Annotated in this window: 16 protein-coding genes and 1 other annotated feature; of the genes, 10 read left to right on the top strand and 6 right to left on the bottom strand. The window is 53.9% G+C overall.

Features of this window, described 5'->3' with window-relative positions:
- Positions 1-30 precede the first annotated feature (30 nt).
- The 8 genes from GX030_07480 to rpsI all read left to right on the top strand — a co-directional run bounded on the left by GX030_07480 (position 31) and on the right by rpsI (position 5,849).
- Positions 31-972 carry a DNA-directed RNA polymerase subunit alpha gene (locus GX030_07480; GenBank protein ID NLV92216.1) on the top strand — a complete coding sequence of 314 codons (942 nt, stop codon included), beginning with the start codon at positions 31-33 and terminating at the stop codon, positions 970-972.
- Positions 973-998: 26 nt separating this feature from the next.
- On the top strand, positions 999-1,337 hold the full coding sequence (rplQ, locus tag GX030_07485) for a 50S ribosomal protein L17 (protein ID NLV92217.1): 339 nt from the start codon (positions 999-1,001) through the stop codon (positions 1,335-1,337).
- Between the two features lie 121 nt (positions 1,338-1,458).
- Positions 1,459-2,304: an energy-coupling factor transporter ATPase gene (locus GX030_07490; protein ID NLV92218.1), complete on the top strand. Its 846-nt coding sequence runs from the start codon at positions 1,459-1,461 to the stop codon at positions 2,302-2,304.
- Entirely contained in the window at positions 2,289-3,152 is an 864-nt protein-coding gene (locus GX030_07495) for an energy-coupling factor transporter ATPase (protein NLV92219.1), read from the top strand. Before GX030_07490 ends, GX030_07495 begins: the two co-directional genes overlap by 16 nt.
- Positions 3,152-3,949 (top strand): energy-coupling factor transporter transmembrane protein EcfT, encoded by a 798-nt coding sequence (locus GX030_07500; protein ID NLV92220.1) that lies wholly within the window; start codon positions 3,152-3,154, stop codon positions 3,947-3,949. The genes GX030_07495 and GX030_07500 overlap by 1 nt, the downstream gene beginning before the upstream one ends.
- Before the next feature lie 30 nt (positions 3,950-3,979).
- Complete coding sequence (gene truA / locus GX030_07505; protein NLV92221.1) at positions 3,980-4,726, top strand: tRNA pseudouridine(38-40) synthase TruA; 747 nt, start codon at positions 3,980-3,982, stop codon at positions 4,724-4,726.
- Between the two features lie 223 nt (positions 4,727-4,949).
- Positions 4,950-5,384 carry a 50S ribosomal protein L13 gene (gene rplM / locus GX030_07510; GenBank protein NLV92222.1) on the top strand — a complete coding sequence of 145 codons (435 nt, stop codon included), beginning with the start codon at positions 4,950-4,952 and terminating at the stop codon, positions 5,382-5,384.
- Between the two features lie 72 nt (positions 5,385-5,456).
- The gene (rpsI, locus tag GX030_07515) at positions 5,457-5,849 is read left to right on the top strand and encodes a 30S ribosomal protein S9 (GenBank protein ID NLV92223.1); all 393 of its coding nucleotides are present in this window, start codon (positions 5,457-5,459) and stop codon (positions 5,847-5,849) included.
- A 65-nt stretch (positions 5,850-5,914) separates the two neighbouring features.
- Here rpsI and GX030_07520 read toward each other — a convergent pair whose 3' ends face one another.
- Positions 5,915-7,873: a PBP1A family penicillin-binding protein gene (locus tag GX030_07520; GenBank protein ID NLV92224.1), complete on the bottom strand. Its 1,959-nt coding sequence runs from the start codon at positions 7,871-7,873 to the stop codon at positions 5,915-5,917.
- 106 nt (positions 7,874-7,979) lie between these two features.
- Between GX030_07520 and GX030_07525 the strand changes: the two genes are divergently transcribed.
- A complete protein-coding gene (locus GX030_07525) occupies positions 7,980-8,225 on the top strand; it encodes a hypothetical protein (protein ID NLV92225.1) in 246 nt (81 codons plus the stop codon).
- Here the strand turns inward: GX030_07525 and GX030_07530 are convergent.
- Complete coding sequence (locus GX030_07530) at positions 8,222-8,587, bottom strand: hypothetical protein (GenBank protein NLV92226.1); 366 nt, start codon at positions 8,585-8,587, stop codon at positions 8,222-8,224. The two genes, GX030_07525 and GX030_07530, sit on opposite strands and share 4 nt — an antisense overlap.
- 30 nt (positions 8,588-8,617) lie before the next feature.
- Complete coding sequence (locus tag GX030_07535) at positions 8,618-11,743, bottom strand: DNA polymerase III subunit alpha (GenBank protein ID NLV92227.1); 3,126 nt, start codon at positions 11,741-11,743, stop codon at positions 8,618-8,620.
- 99 nt (positions 11,744-11,842) lie between these two features.
- Positions 11,843-12,125: a binding site (T-box leader), on the top strand.
- A gap of 56 nt (positions 12,126-12,181) precedes the next feature.
- On the opposite strand from GX030_07535, the gene trpS reads away from it, so the two are divergent.
- Positions 12,182-13,174 (top strand): tryptophan--tRNA ligase, encoded by a 993-nt coding sequence (gene trpS, locus GX030_07540; GenBank protein NLV92228.1) that lies wholly within the window; start codon positions 12,182-12,184, stop codon positions 13,172-13,174.
- Positions 13,175-13,187: 13 nt separating this feature from the next.
- Here the strand turns inward: trpS and GX030_07545 are convergent, their stop codons facing one another.
- The 3 genes from GX030_07545 to GX030_07555 all read right to left on the bottom strand — a co-directional run bounded on the left by GX030_07545 (position 13,188) and on the right by GX030_07555 (position 15,568).
- Positions 13,188-13,436 carry a hypothetical protein gene (locus GX030_07545; GenBank protein NLV92229.1) on the bottom strand — a complete coding sequence of 83 codons (249 nt, stop codon included), beginning with the start codon at positions 13,434-13,436 and terminating at the stop codon, positions 13,188-13,190.
- 29 nt (positions 13,437-13,465) lie between these two features.
- Entirely contained in the window at positions 13,466-14,521 is a 1,056-nt protein-coding gene (locus GX030_07550; GenBank protein ID NLV92230.1) for a hypothetical protein, read from the bottom strand.
- Between the two features lie 81 nt (positions 14,522-14,602).
- Complete coding sequence (locus GX030_07555; protein NLV92231.1) at positions 14,603-15,568, bottom strand: hypothetical protein; 966 nt, start codon at positions 15,566-15,568, stop codon at positions 14,603-14,605.
- Between the last annotated feature and the right edge of the window lie 65 nt (positions 15,569-15,633).

Genomic DNA, 15,633 nt, shown 5'->3' on the forward strand with positions numbered 1-15,633 from the left:
TAGCTGGGAGACTAGGAGGGTTTAGTGCGAATGATTGAGATTGAAAAGCCAAAGATTGAGTGCGTTGAGATGGAAGACTCGTACGGTAAGTTTGTGGTGGAGCCTTTGGAGCGAGGCTATGGCACAACCTTGGGAAATTCCCTCCGTCGAGTACTGTTATCGTCACTGCCGGGGGCAGCGGTTTCCTCGGTTAAGATCGATGGTGTTCTTCATGAGTTTTCGACCATTCCGGGCGTAGCTGAGGACGTTCCTGATATCATCCTCAACCTGAAGGATCTCATTGTCAAGGTGCATTCCGATGAGCCGGTGCAGCTGAGAGTAGACGCGGTTGGCCCCACAGAGGTCAGGGCTAGCGACATCATTGGTAGTCCCGACGTGGAGATTCTCAACCCCGATTTGCTGTTGGCTACCCTGGATGAAGACGGACGCCTATCCATGGAGATCACGGTGGAAAGAGGGCGGGGTTATGTTCCGGCGGAGCGTCATAAGAATCCGGATCACCCCATTGGCATCATCTATGTGGATTCGTTGTTCACTCCCGTGCGCAAGGTGAACTACACCATTGAGAATACGAGAGTTGGACAGGTCACGGACTACGATCGGTTAGTCTTAGAGGTCTGGACCGATGGTAGCATTAAGCCCGATGAAGGTGTCAGTCTGGCGGCCCGAATTATGAGTGAGCATCTGCGCTTGTTCATTGAACTCACCGAAGACGTCGAAAACCTTGAGATCATGGTGGAGACGGAAGAGGAAGAAAAGGACCGGATCATGGAGATGGCCATCGAGGAGCTGGAACTGTCTGTTCGCTCATATAACTGCTTGAAACGAGCCGGGATCAACACCGTCGAAGAGTTGACCAGAAGAACAGAGGCGGATATGATGAAGGTCCGCAACCTAGGGAAGAAATCCCTGGCGGAAGTGAAAGAAAGATTGGCCAGTCTAGGTCTGTCTTTGCGTGAAGCAGATGAGTAAGAGGCCAAAGTTAGGAGGGGTATACGATGAAGCGAAACAAACTGGGTCGCAACACTGCCCACCGCCGAGCACTGTTTCGCAACTTGGTCACGTCTTTGATTCTCACTGGTAGAATCGAGACCACCGAGGCCAAGGCGAAGGCTATGCGTCCCTTTGTCGATAAGATGATTACCCTGGGCAAGCGGGGCGATCTCCACGCACGGCGGCAAGCGGCTGCATTCTTGCTGCAACCAGAAGCTGTTCAAAAGCTGTTTAACGAGGTAGCTCCCCGCTATCAGGATCGTAACGGCGGATATACCCGTATTTTGAAGAAGGGTTATCGTCGCGGCGATGGGGCTCCGGTTTCCATTGTCGAATTGGTCTAAGACAGATCGGCAGTTGGGCTGATTCTCTCTGGCAACAACTGGGTAAGTATTATAGGAGGCACGTCATGTCGCAGAGGGTTCCCTCTGCGTTGCCTTTTTCCGTGTGGTAAGGGTGATACGCGTGGAACAGTCTTCCCTGATTAGTGTGCAGAATGTGGCGTATGTATATGCAAGTGAGAGCGGTTCAGAATATGGAGCTTTGTCCAACGTGAGTTTGGATGTGCGACCGGGGGAGTTTGTGGCCATCATTGGGCACAACGGATCGGGAAAGTCCACGTTAGCTAAGCACTTTAACTGTCTGCTGATGCCTACCCAAGGAGACGTCTTTGTCAACGGTTGGAACACCAAGGACCCATCGAAGCTTTGGGACATTCGGCAGACCGTTGGCATGGTGTTTCAGAATCCCGATAACCAGCTGGTGGCAACTACCGTTGAGGAAGATGTGGCCTTTGGGCCGGAAAACCTAGGTTTGCCACCGGCGGTGATTCGGGATAGGGTCGATGAGGCGCTAGAGGCAGTGGGGATGAGTGAATGGGCAGGACGGGAGCCCCACAACCTATCGGGAGGACAAAAGCAGAGGGTGGCTATCGCCGGAGTGATCGCCATGCGGCCCCGGTGCATCGTGCTCGATGAACCCACTGCGATGCTGGACCCCAGTGGCAGAGAAGAGGTTATGGCAACGATCCGAAGGCTGAACAAGACCGAGGGAATCGCCGTTGTCCATATCACTCATTTCATGGATGAAGCAATTGACGCTGATAGGGTCGTGGTAATGGAAGCAGGACGGATTGTGATGTCTGGAACCCCTGAAGAAGTGTTCCAGCAGGTAGAGCGCTTGCAAGACTTGCACCTGGATGTACCGCCGGTAACGATGCTTGCCGAATCCCTGCGCAAGGAAGGAGTACCCCTGCCTGCAGGAATGACCCGAATAGATGAGATGGTGAAGTTACTATGTCAATTGAGTTGAGAGGAGTCAGCTATACCTATGGGTTGGGGACCCCCTTGGCCCATCCGGCGCTGAAGGATATTAACCTCACCATTGCCGATGGAGAAATTGTGGGCTTGATCGGCCATACCGGATCGGGGAAGTCCACCCTGATTCAGCATCTGAATGGCTTGCTCAAACCCACCAAGGGGCAAGTTCTCATCGATGGCGTGGATATCAGTGCCAAGGGTGTTCGGCTAAGGGAGATTCGCCAGAGAGTGGGTTTGGTGTTTCAGTACCCAGAACACCAACTCTTCGAGGAGACCGTAGCTGCCGATATCGCCTTTGGTCCCAAGAATCTGGGTCTAGAGGGCGAGGCGCTGGAAGCTCGAGTCCGGAAGGCGATGAGTCAGGTTCATCTGAACTACGAAGAGCTCCGTGACCGATCTCCCTTTGAGCTCAGTGGTGGCCAAAAACGCAGGGTGGCTTTGGCCGGGGTGTTGGCGATGGAACCCAAGGTTCTGGTTCTCGATGAGCCCAGTGCCGGGTTGGACCCCAAGAGTCGCAGGGACCTGTTGGCTTTGGTCAAGGAACTGCATGAAAGCGGCCTGTCTATTGTTTTTGTCACTCACAACATGAGTGAGGTGGCAATGTTGGCGGAAAGACTAGTGGTTATGCATCGGGGTAGAATTGCAATGGATGGTACACCTCGAGAGATATTCTCCCAAGGTGAGAAGCTGGCAGCGATGGGACTGGGGGTCCCAGAGGTTACCCAAATTGTCCGGGAGTTGCGGGCCGGTGGAATTACGGTGCCCGAAGATATTTTGACTGTTGACGAGGCAAAGACCGCTATTCTCCATTGGATTAGGCAGCGGAAGGAGGGACTTTGATGGCTTCCTTCACCAAGATTACCATTGGGCAGTATTTGCCAGGAGAGTCCTTTGTCCACCGCTTAGATCCACGGACTAAGCTGTTGATCACTTTGTTTATCATTGTGATTTTGTTTCTTGTCGATACCTTCATTGGCTATGGATTAGTTGCTCTGTACATAGGTCTCTTCTTTATGCTGTCACAGGTGCCGCCTCGGTTTGTGCTGCGAGGGTTGCGGCCCTTGGTGATTATTATCCTCTTTACCCTGGCCCTAAATGTGTTTTTGACTCCTGGAGAGGTCCTCTGGAAATGGGCCTTTCTCACGGTTACTAAGGAAGGCTTGATCAAAGGCGCGATGATGGGAGCCCGCTTGATTCTTTTGATCATCGGTACCTCGTTGTTGACTTTGACCACCTCGCCCATTTCCTTGACCGATGGGATTGAGAGTCTCTTGGGGCCCGGGCGCAGGATTGGAATTCCCGCCCATGAGTTGGCGATGATGATGACCATCGCCTTGCGGTTTATTCCAACACTCTTGGAGGAAACAGAAAAGATCATGAAGGCCCAGATGGCCAGGGGAGCAGATTTTGAGTCCGGTAACTTGCTGCGCCGGGCTAGAAGCCTGATTCCCTTACTGGTGCCCTTGTTTGTCAGTGCCTTTCGTCGGGCCGATGAACTGGCAACGGCGATGGAAGCTCGTTGCTATCGGGGTGGGGAAGGTCGTACCAAGCTGCGGCAGTTGCGGTATCGCAGCAACGACTATCTTGCCCTGGGCGTGTCTTCGGTGTTTATGGTCTTAGTGGCCTGGTTCTTCTAACCTGGTGCTGGGTTAAGGGGTTATCTAAGTATGGAGCGAAACATCAAGCTGACCGTGGCCTATGATGGAACGGATTACCATGGGTGGCAGGATCAAGCCCGGCTCGATCGGCCCACGATTCAAAGCCAGCTGGAGGCTGCCATCGCGGTGATTACCAAGTCGCCCCATCGGATCCATGGTTCCGGGAGAACCGATGCCGGTGTTCACGCCTTGGGTCAAGTGGCTAGCTTCAAGACAAAAGCTACTATTCCGACGGAGCGGTTTGTGCCGGCGCTAAACAGTCTTCTGCCCGAAGATATCGTGGTCTGTGCCGCAGAGGAAGTCGATCCCGACTTTCATGCGCGATTTTCCGCTCGGAAAAAGACCTATCGCTATTGCCTAGACATTGGTCCAGTCCCCAATGTCCTGACTCGCAGATATGCGCACTTTGTATCCCGGAAGCTGAACCTGGAAAAACTAGCTTTAGCCGCGGAGAGGCTGGTAGGAGAGCATGACTTCGCCGCCTTTCAAGCCACAGGGTCCAGTGTAAAGACCACGGTGCGCCATTTATATCGGCTGGATGTATCCCAGCAGCCCAATGGGTTGATTGCCATCGAAGCTGAGGGCAATGGATTCCTGTATCATATGGTGCGAATTATCGTGGGTACTTTGCTGGAAGTGGGTCAGGGTCGGCTGGAGGTGGAGGATATCGACGAAATCCTCCGGCGTCGGGATCGCAGTCTGGCCGGTCCCACGGCACCGGCCAAAGGGTTGTGTCTGGTGAGGGTGGACTATTAGCTCAGGACTGGAAGTTGCTTCGCCGATTGGACCGGCGGCTATTGACAGTTTTGCCAAAACTATATTAAAATGATGTTTGGCAGTGCTTACACGTTGCAATCTGCCAGTGACTTTTTCAACAGTTAACTTCGCCGAAGGCGCGTCTGACTGGTCAGCCCCGTTCCTGTTAGGTTAGCGCATCCGGCACCCTATAAATCAGAAAGATGAAAAGGGGGGAATCAGGATGCAAAACAGAACATTTGTAGCCAAGCCCCATGAGGTTGAGCGCAATTGGTTTGTGGTTGATGCCAAGGGTAAGACCCTGGGCCGACTGGCAACTCAGATCGCCTCGATTCTCAGGGGAAAGCATAAGCCGATTTACACTCCTCACGTGGATACCGGTGATTTTGTGATTGTGGTTAATGCCGACCAAGTTCGTTTGACGGGCAACAAACTCCAGGACAAGATGTACTATCGTCACTCCGGATATCCCGGTGGGCTCAAGTCTATTTCCGCCGGTGAGTTGCTGGCGAAGAATCCTGAGAGGCTGGTTCGTCTGGCAGTATGGGGAATGCTTCCCCACAATCGCCTGGGACGGAAGATGATCCGCAAGCTAAAGATCTATGCCGGACCGGAACATCCCCACGCCGCTCAGCAACCGGAAGTTTTGGAACTGTAATACCGAAGAGGCGGTTTAAAATAATTAATTCCAACGTAATTGGACACGAGGTTGGATGAAAGGAGGGCCCTGATGGCAATCGAGCAGTACTATGGTACTGGACGGCGGAAGGATGCTGTCGCGCGAGTATTCGTTCGTCCGGGAACTGGCAGAATCACTATTAACGGTTTGGAGCCGAAGCAGTACTTTGGTCGTGACACCTTGGTGCAGCTAGTCCTGCAACCTCTCGTTGCTACCGGCACCGAGAACAAGTTTGATGTCATTGCGACTGTAAAGGGTGGCGGCATTTCCGGACAGGCCGGAGCGGTGCGTCATGGTTTGGCCCGAGCTCTTTTGGAGGTCGATGAAACCTTCCGACCGATCCTGAAGAAGTCTGGATACTTAACTCGGGATCCGCGGATGAAGGAGCGGCACAAGTACGGTCTCAAGAAGGCCCGAAAAGCTCCGCAATTCTCCAAGCGATAATTATTGGTATATGCATAAAAACCGTCAGGGAATAACCCCTGACGGTTTTTATCCTTTTAGCAGAGCTACGGGCCAGCCTCGGGTTCTTCCGCACCCTCGCCCTGGGGCTTTGGCCGCCAACAGTCGGTGTACTCATGGGGTTGTGTCCCCCGAATAAAGCTGTGGGGCTTTACCCAGGGGCAGTCCTCGGCTCCCAGGAGCCCGCTAAAGACGTGAATCGGCAGGTCGGAAATAATTGAGGCTGGAGCGGGAAAGTCCTGCTTTGGGCGGCCCTTGAGAGCATTTTCGATAAACTCTGCCCAGATGGGACCCGCCAAGGCGCCGCCGTAGCCTCCCAGGGACTTGGGAAGATCATGGCCGAGGAACACCGCGGCCAGCAGCTCAGGGGTATACCCGATGAACCAGGCGTCGTTTTGCTCATTGGTGGAACCGGTCTTACCGGCTGCGGCCCGGTCAATGTCGAGCAAACGGCCGGTACCGAAGTCCAGGGTGCCCTGAAGCATGTCCGTTACCAGGAAGGCTACTGCCTCATCGAGGACAACGGAGCCCATGGGTTCCTCACTGGAAAAGAGAACTAGACCGTTATTGTCCATTACCTGCACTATCGCTCGGGGTGGATAGTAGCGGCCACCGTTGGCAAAGGGGGCATAGGCTGCCGCCAGTTGGAGAGGGGTCACTCCCTGGGTTAAACCGCCGAGGGCCAGGGAGAGGTTGCGGTCATTGGGCTCAATACGGGAGTCCAAGACCAAGGTGGTAAATCCCAACCGCTCCAACAGGGCTATTACATTACCGATTCCGATTTGATCCAGCAGCCAAACGGAGGCAGTGTTTAGGGAGTGGGCCAAGGCGTATTTCATCGTTACCCAGCCCCAATACTCGTCGTCCCAATTCTGCGGTCGATAACCCCGAAAATCCTGGTAGATATCTGCGACTAGGGAGTTGGTCCTCCACCCCTGGGCCAGGGCCGTGGCATAGACAAAGGGCTTGAAGGCAGAACCCGGTTGTCTGATGGCCTGGGTGGCCCGATTAAATTGACTCTTTCCGTAGTCGGTGCCGCCCACCATCGCCAGGATATCACCGGTATGGGGATCCAAAGCCACCAGGGCCCCAGGCAGGTCTTGTCCCGAAAGGGCCGCTTGGGCAATGCTTTGCAGTTCCAGGTCCAGGGTAGTTTGGACCCTAAGTCCCGAGCGATAGACTCGATGGCGGCCGAATTGCTCAATGAGCTGAGCGGTGACGTAATCCACGAAATAGGGGGCTTTGCCGCCGATTCGAGCACTGAGCTTAGGTTCCTCTGACTTGGCCTCCTGGGCCATGGCCGCGGTGATGTAGCCCTGATCGGCCATCAGGTCCAGGATTAGGTTTCTCCGTTCCACGGCTGTTGGCAAGTTGCGGAAGGGATCGTAGGCCGAGGGTGCCCGGGGTAAGCCTGCCAACAGGGCAGCTTCCGCGAGGGTCAGCTGGGCAGCATCCTTGTCAAAGAAGATCTCCGCCGCGTTTTCAATCCCAATGGCACCCTGGCCGTAGTCAATGGTGTTGAGGTAAAGCTCAAGGATCTTCTCCTTGGTGTAGCGCTGTTCCAGGACGATGGCCAACACGGCCTCTTCGATTTTCCTGCCTATGGTTTTCGCCGGGGTAAGAAAGGCGTTCTTAGCCAATTGTTGGGTAATGGTACTTGCACCTTGCACGGGAGCACCGGCCTTGATATCTGCGATGAGGGCACCGATAATCCGAATGGGATCGAGACCAAAGTGACGGTAGAAACGGCGATCCTCCACGGCAACGGTGGCGTCTTGGACGTATTGGGGAATCTGATCGATGGTAAGGTACTCCGCTTGTCCCCCGCCGAGATGGGCAATTACCTCACCGTGACGATCGAAAATGGTGGCGGCCTCAGGAGGGGTGTAGGTTTCAAACTCCCGCAGCAAGAACCAGGAGCGGATGTAGAGAAACAGGAAGACTAGAGCCGAGAGCGCCAATCCCACTAAGATCATCCTGCGCACCCAATGAGTTAGTTTTCCCATAGTCGTCCCTCCTTTGACTATCATCCCGCCGCGGGGTTGACCTGTATACCCGGGGGAGAATTTTCACGTGTAAATGGGCATACTCCTAAATGTGGAGGGTATGCCCATGATTACCAATTGGCAAATGTGGTTTGTGTTGTCAGCGATGCTTTTCCTCGGTTACGTCTGTCATGTAGGGGTGTTCTTAGGACAGTTTGCCTTGGCTTCACTGATTACGGGAGGCGTTAGCGCCACTAACCTCCTCTGGGAGTTGGAATCCCAACTGCAGCTGTTCCTTTTGCTTTCCCTGATCTTTGCCGGGAGTACCTACCTCAGGGGAAGAAGGGGAAGACGGGAAAATATCCGCAGCTAAACCCTGGCACCGTATTGTTTCAGGGTTTGTACTGCACCGTCTACCTCCCGGGGTTCGCAGACAACGGTCACCAAGAAGGGAGTTGCCCGGGGAATTTCAGCGTCGGCTAATCCGCTGGCATCGGGGTGAGCCGCCAATAGGATGCCCTCGTCGTTACCGATTCCCCCGGTATCCATGGTGAGATTGGCCAGACTGGCAAAGTCACCGGTCAGGGGATTGGTGACATCGTCGGTGTTGTTGTCGGGAAAAAGGGATATGCGGTCAATTTGGACCGTTTCGTACCCTTGATTCTTAAGCTCCGCGGCAGCTTCCGCCGCTTTGGTCTCTGAATCAAAATAGGCTAGGACTGAACGTTGCGCCACAAACGTCATCTCCTTTTGGCATTTGTGGTTCTAGTATTTCAGTTTTCCCCGGTGATAATGCCCACCCGTCGGCAATGGCTGTACCCGATAGGCAGTGATGCTTTTGGCCTCACCCCGCTGCTCTAATCGACCGGTAACGATTAGGGCCGGTTCGGTGAATACCGCCTTGCCGTATTTTTGGTAAACCCTTTCAAAAATAGTGACATCGATGAGCCCGAATTCGTCCTCCAAGGTGAGAAAGACCACGGTTTTTCCACTCCTTGTCGGGGGACGATGGGGTCGAATCACAATTCCTGCCGCCGTCACTGTCTGACCGGGCGGCAGTTGTTTTAGCTCTCGACTGGTTTGGGTGGCGGGAAGGCTGGTTACCTCACGCACTAATTCCATGGGATGGCGAGTGGGGTGAAGGCCCAAAACCCTGTATTCCGCCAAAAATTTCTCCTGCTCGGTAAAGTCCCGGATCCGATACTCAAAGGTTGACTCGCAGGCAAAGCCCGCAGCGATATCGGCAAAGGTATATTGGCGACTGGAGTGGATGTTCTTCCACAGATCCTCCAGCCGCCAGAGCAGCTGGCGCCGATTGCCATTGAGACTGTCAAAGGCCCCACAGAGAATTAATTGCCGCAGTTCATCCCTTTGCAGGGGAACCCGGCGACAAAACTGCTCCACATCGGTGAAGGGTCCCTGGGCCCTAGCCTTGATAATGGCGGCTTGGGTGGCAGAGGACAAGGAATTAACCTGCTTGAGACCGATGCGGATGGAATCCTCCGCAGCGGTAAAGTCAATTTCGCTTAGGTTAATATCAACGGGCAGGAGGGTTACTCCCCGATTCCTGGCTTCAAGGCATAGGGTGTTAGGGGGATAAAATCCCATGGGCTGGTTATTGAGCAAGGCCGCGAAAAAATGTGCCGGGTAGTGTTCGATGAGATAGGCGGTTTTGTACGCTGTATCGGAAAAGGCTGCGGCATGGGCCTCACAAAAGCCATAGCCGGCATAACCTACGATATAGGAGAAAATGGTTTCCGCGGTTTGCCGGTCCACCCCATTGGCTACCGCCTTGGCGATAAAATGCTGACCAATTCGGTCCATCTCTTGGTGGGAACGAAAGTGGGTCATTACCCGGCGTAACTGGTCGGCTTCCCCGGGGGTGAAGCCGGCGATGACCGTAGCAATTTCGATTACCTGTTCCTGGAAGAGAACTACTCCGTAGGTTTTGGCTAGGATGGGCTCCAGTTTCGGGTGTAGGTAAGTAATGGGCTCCTCTCCATGTCTTCGGGCAATAAAGGGTTCCACCATATTTCCCTGGATGGGTCCTGGTCGAATCAGGGCAACACTGGCAACGATATCCTCGATGTTATCGGCCCCGAGGCGGGCCTGGAGGGCCCTTTGGGCGGGACTTTCCAACTGAAAGGTACCGATAGTGGAGCCGGAATTAAGGCGGCGAAAGGTGGCGGCATCGTCTAAGGGGAGACGACGGTAATCCACGGAATGTCCCGAAGCTGCCATGGAGGCCAGAGAGTCCTCCACCGCTGATAAAGTCCGAAGGGACAACAAGTCCAACTTGATTAAGCCCAAATCCTCAATGGTGTTTTTGTCAAACTGGGTGATCAAAACCCCCTTCGCGGATCTTTGCAGCGGAGTAATTGTCGTCAAGGGTACGGCACTGACAATAAGCCCTCCCAAATGGGTTCCAATATGACGGGGCAATCCCGCGGCCTGGTGACACAGATGAAAGAGCAATTCGTAGCGATGTTTTGGCAGCCTGCTGTCCCGCACCTCGGGGTACCTATCTAGGGCAGCCTTGATCCCATCCGCGGGAATGTGGGGAAACAGCTTAGCAACGCGGTCGATTTCCTGGGCGGGAAACCCTAAAACCTTGCCGAAATCCCGAATCGCCGACCGAGCCCGATAGGTGGAAAAGGTGCACACCGAGGCCACGTGCTCCGGTCCATAGGTATCGTAGACATATTGTGCCATGCGATCCCGGTGGCGGGCATCGAAGTCAATGTCAATGTCGGGGGTTTGAGATCGTTCCAAACTCAAGAATCGTTCGAATAACAAATTCCGCCCAATGGCGTCCACATCGGTAATATACAAACAGTAAACCACCGCGGAGTCGGCGGCGGAACCCCGCCCCGCGTAGCGAATTCCCCATTCCCGGGCCTGGCGAGCGATATCCCAGACTACGAGAAAATAATCGGCCACCTGCAGCCGAGCAATAACGTCAAGCTCATGCTCTAGCCGGCTTTGAATTTGCGAGGTAATCCGGCCGTAGCGCTCCTTTGCACCGGCAAAAACCAATTGCCGCAGATACTCATCGGCACTTACTCCGGGTGGAGTGGGAAAGGCGGGGAAGAGCCTGCGATTTAAGTCTAAGGCCGGGGAACACATCTGGGCAATCTCCCAACTGGCGGCAATCCCTTGCGGACACCAGGACCACAGACGAGACATTTCTTCGGCACTTTTCAGATAGTTTTCCGCGTTGAGCCGCCTTTGGGGATGAACCTCCTTTAACGTGGTATTGGTGCGCAGGGCCGTTAAGGCATCGTGGAGGGGGAAATATTCCGGCTCGGTGTAGTGAACGTTATTAGTCACCACTACTGGGATTGCCAACTCCTCTCCCAGTTCACAGAGGTTTCCGTTGAGCCAGTGGGCCCGGGGGAGAAAATCCGCGATTAACTCCAGATAAAAGTTGGGGAAAATCCGCCGATACCTGATAGCCGCCTCCCGAGCCTGGGTAAACTGTTTTTGGAGAATTAAATAGGGTATTTCACCCCGGCGACACCCCGAAAGGGCGATGAGATCATCGGTCCAGCCCACCAATTGCTCCAGGGCAATTTGCGGCTGTTGCCGGGAGTGATTGAGATGGGCCTGGGTAAGGATCTGGCACAAAGCGCTGTACCCTTTGGGGTTTTTTGCCAACAGCACCAGGTGGTGACGGTTAGTTAAGGTTACCTCCACGCCCGTAATGGGCTTGATGCCAAATTCCGCCGCGGCTTTATGTAATTCAATGGCACCGCTGACATAGTTGTGATCCGTTAAGGCCAAGGCTGGCATCCCCAAGGCAGCGGCTGTTTTAACTAACTGAGTCGGTGAATTGGCCCCATCCAGAAAGGAATAACTGGAGTGGGTATGTAAGTGGACGAATTTTGCCACCGCTTTCCCTCCCTGTGGTTCCCGTTGCCAACGGGACTAGTTGACAAGATCCGATGGTAAAAAGTATAATCAAGGCAAACTATGACAGACTTGCATACACTACAGGCGATGAACGGAAGAGTACACTGAGAATCCGGTACGACAGAGAGTCGGTGAGGGTGGGAATCCGACGTACCCCTTGGTGGAAGTGGATCCGGGAGCTGTACAGCCCAAAGCAAACCGATGGCAGGGGGCCTTGTCCCGTGGTTTGTCAGTAGGTTGTACCGGTCCAAGACCGTTATCTCTAGGCCGAAGGTGGAAGCCTTTGGCCGCAGGAGTGAGTTTGCGCCGCTAAGGCTGGCAGACTAACTTGGGTGGTACCGCGACTAACCTCGTCCCTTGGGATGGGGTTTTTATTTTGGCAAGATTTATCACGATGTTGTACTAGGAGGTTGCACCATGGCAAAACGAGTATTTTCTGGGGTTCAGCCCAGTGGAGTTTTGACCCTAGGTAACTACCTGGGAGCGATTCGCAACTTTGTTAAGCTTCAGCACGAAGCAGAGTGCATTTTCTGTGTGGTGGATTTACACGCATTAACGGTCCCCAAGGATCCCGAGGAGCTGCGGGCTAACATCCTCGATACGGCCCGGCTGTTTGTGGCCAGTGGGATCGACCCTGAAGTTGCCACCATTTTTATTCAGTCCCAGATCAGTGCCCATGCTGAGCTCAACTGGCTGATCGAGTGCAGTACTTATTTTGGTGAGCTGCGCCGGATGACCCAGTTTAAGGATAAGTCATCGAAAAACGAAGTGGTCACCGCGGGCTTGTTTACCTATCCGGCATTAATGGCCGCGGACATTTTGTTGTACCAGACGGATCAAGTGCCGGTGGGTGAGGACCAAAAACAGCATATGGAACTGGCCCGGGATGTGGCTCAAAGGCTCAACGGTCGCTTTGACTCAGAGCTGTTTGTCGTGCCGGAACCCTATATTCCCGATCGGGCCGAGGGTGGTCGAATTATGAGTCTCACCGATCCTACCGAGAAGATGTCCAAGTCCTCGGATAATCCCAAGAGCTATATCTCTTTGCTCGATCCTCCGGATGTGATTCGCAAGAAGATCCGCTCAGCGGTGACGGATTCGGGAAGGGAAGTCCGTTACGATGAAGTGGAAAAACCGGCGGTATCCAATCTGATGGTGATTTACTCCCTGTGTTCCGGCGAGTCCCTAGATGAGATCGCTGCCAAGTACGGTGACTCGGGGTATGGTCAATTTAAGAAGGACCTGGCGGAAGTGGTAATTAGTGTCTTGGAACCACTGCAACAGCGGTTTGCTGAGTTATCGGAGCCGGGGGTAATTGAGGAAATCCTTGCCCAAGGCCGAGCCAGAGTGGAACCCATCGCCCAAGAGACACTGCGTCGAGTGAAGGAGGCCTTTGGCCTGGTGGTCTAGGCCTGGGGACACTTCAATCCTCGATCCCCTGTAACCACCATGAGCGGCTGTGATGCAGCCAATGCAGCTCATATACTCCGTGACTTGATGTCATCACTTTATAGACGGTCCGGGGAGTGGCATCATCCCACCACTCCCCGATTTCCTTCCAAAGGTCAACTATGCCTTTTACCACATGGCGTTGTCCTTGCCAAAGAAAGGATACCGGTTGCCCCGCTTCATCGACGGCAACGGTAATCTTGGCCCCAATGACTTTGGCCATCACCGCTCCCTCCACCAAGACTACTTTCATTACAATACATTTTGATAAATTAGCTGGAGCATCTTCTCCCGGCGAGGCCGCTCCAGGGCAGAGGCTGGTTGGATTACTTCCGCGCCCAACTTCTCGGCGATATATCCCATGGTTTTGGCGAGATTATCCCTTTGCCGTTGTCCTTGTTTATCCGCGTATAAATCCAACTGTGTCTTAGGCCTTGGTGCCAACTCCTGCAGTTTCACAGAGTATTCTACTACCGGTGTTGTAGACAGGGCCTTGGCCAGCTGCTCTTTTAGATAGAGCAGCTCCCGGGTTAATCTCTCCCTTTGGTAGATGGGCTCCGGCAGAAGCCGACTTTGCTGTCGCCAGGTGCCGGCGCTGGACCTAACCCCTAGAGTGATATGTTGACAGGCTAGGTCCCGATTTGCCAATTCCTGTGCCAATTCCCCCGCGGCCTGTTGCAAGCCAAAGGTTAGAGCGGGAAGTTCCCATTCGCCAATTTCCGGGGGTACCCAGTAGGTTCGGCCAATCTGTGGTTTAGGGTACAAAGCCTTTACGGGATCCTCTTCCTGCTCGCCAATCACCTTAACCAGGTGATCCCCTACCGGTCCAAACTTCGCCCGTAATCTTTCTGGCGGAATCTGCCAAAGCTCGGCAAAATTCCTGCATCCCAAATCCATCAGCTGCTGGACAACCTCCGTGGGAAAGGGCCACAGATAGGTGACGGGCAGAGGAGACAAAAACCGGCACGCCTCTTGCCAAGTGGCCAGCACCACCCCTTGGCTCCTATCCTTAGACTGCCCTTGCAGCTGCCACAGGGAAGCTGCCTTGGCGGTAAACTTGGTCGGGGCGATGGAGGTAATCCCGGCTAAATTCAGCTGCCGGCTCAGGTGTGTGCGGATCCCCCTGGCCACATCCCGGGGTGGTCCGCATCCGGTAATATCCAGCCAGACTTCACCGATAGCCACAGGCTCCACCACTGGAGTGAACTGACTGCAAATCTTCCAAACCCCTTCTCCATCGGCAGTGACTTCTTCCAGGGCTCTACCCTGCTGTCCAGCAGGGATAATGAGATGAAGTACTAGGGACATAAAACCTTCTCCCGTCAAAACATGTGTTTCCCACAAACGTCTGTTCGGTAAAATCTATTATAGGGTATGCCCTAAATTTCGTCAAGACATTCCCTCGGAGTGCATTTTCCACATTCTGATATGCTGTTGATACATCCGATAGATTTGGGGCCAAGCCTTCTCAGCAGCTAGATACCCTTGCTCAATGAGATGGGGAATCTTGTCGAACTCGTTAAGTTTGGCCCCCTTGGTCACGGGTTTGATAACAAAATTGGCATATTGGTTTAAGCGCAGACGGCTAAGTTCATGTCCCATAATCCCCACACTTTGCTGAATCACTTCGAGGATATTATCCACTCCTTCGGGAGTCTGCTGTAAACTCTCTCCTAAATCCACGGCAATCACAAAGTTAGCACCGGCTAAGCGAACCAGATCTGCCGGGACACTGTTTCTCACCGCTCCATCTACCAACGCATAGGGTCCCCAGTGCACCGGTTCAAAGACACCGGGGATGGAGCTGCTGGCCCGAACGGCCAAGGCGACGTCGGCGGTGGTGACAACGGTGGCGTGGTCCTCTAATTGGGGTAGAATTTTAGCTCCCGTTGCTGGGCTGCAAAAAATAACCTCCTGCCCAGAATATAAGTCCACCGCGGGAATGACTGTAGGCAGCAGCAGCTCGGCAAATCCTGACCCTTGAGAGAGCCGGGTTAAGATCCGATGAAAGTTGCGTCCCCGGATGATTCCCGTGGGAATACGGGGTATCCAGCGGGTGGGTATCGACAGGTAATCCAGCAGCACCTTAAGGCCCATCAGCGGTACCGCCGGAAACCAACTGACAAAATCAAAGGGACGGCATCTCTCCAGTTTGTCCGCGAAATTCCCCATCTGGTCCGGTCTCCATCCCAGCCCATAGAGCATAGCAATGACACTACCAGCACTGCAGCCACCGATGATATCGATGGGAAAGTTTTTCTCTGTGAGAAACTGCAATACTCCGACATGGGCAGCTCCCTTCAATCCACCGGCTCCTAAAGCAATTCCTACCTGGGGTCGAGGTTGGTCCGTCATCGCATCCTTCACCTCGCAATAGATCCATCTAACGATGTTACAATATTCATCTCGACCCGGTGATG

The organism is Bacillota bacterium, from assembly GCA_012727955.1.
Lineage (GTDB): Bacteria > Bacillota > Limnochordia > DTU087 > JAAYGB01 > JAAYGB01.

Excerpts from the sequence above, each read along its gene's own strand:
- GX030_07480 (NLV92216.1), top strand. The coding sequence starts at position 31 with ATGATTGAGATTGAAAAGCCAAAGATTGAGTGCGTTGAGATGGAAGAC.
- rplQ (NLV92217.1), top strand. The coding sequence starts at position 999 with ATGAAGCGAAACAAACTGGGTCGCAACACTGCCCACCGCCGAGCACTG.
- GX030_07495 (NLV92219.1), top strand. The coding sequence starts at position 2,289 with ATGTCAATTGAGTTGAGAGGAGTCAGCTATACCTATGGGTTGGGGACC.
- GX030_07500 (NLV92220.1), top strand. The coding sequence starts at position 3,152 with ATGGCTTCCTTCACCAAGATTACCATTGGGCAGTATTTGCCAGGAGAG.
- truA (NLV92221.1), top strand. The coding sequence starts at position 3,980 with ATGGAGCGAAACATCAAGCTGACCGTGGCCTATGATGGAACGGATTAC.
- rplM (NLV92222.1), top strand. The coding sequence starts at position 4,950 with ATGCAAAACAGAACATTTGTAGCCAAGCCCCATGAGGTTGAGCGCAAT.
- rpsI (NLV92223.1), top strand. The coding sequence starts at position 5,457 with ATGGCAATCGAGCAGTACTATGGTACTGGACGGCGGAAGGATGCTGTC.
- GX030_07520 (NLV92224.1), bottom strand. The coding sequence starts at position 7,873 with ATGGGAAAACTAACTCATTGGGTGCGCAGGATGATCTTAGTGGGATTG.
- GX030_07525 (NLV92225.1), top strand. The coding sequence starts at position 7,980 with ATGATTACCAATTGGCAAATGTGGTTTGTGTTGTCAGCGATGCTTTTC.
- trpS (NLV92228.1), top strand. The coding sequence starts at position 12,182 with ATGGCAAAACGAGTATTTTCTGGGGTTCAGCCCAGTGGAGTTTTGACC.
- GX030_07545 (NLV92229.1), bottom strand. The coding sequence starts at position 13,436 with ATGGCCAAAGTCATTGGGGCCAAGATTACCGTTGCCGTCGATGAAGCG.
- GX030_07550 (NLV92230.1), bottom strand. The coding sequence starts at position 14,521 with ATGTCCCTAGTACTTCATCTCATTATCCCTGCTGGACAGCAGGGTAGA.
- GX030_07555 (NLV92231.1), bottom strand. The coding sequence starts at position 15,568 with ATGACGGACCAACCTCGACCCCAGGTAGGAATTGCTTTAGGAGCCGGT.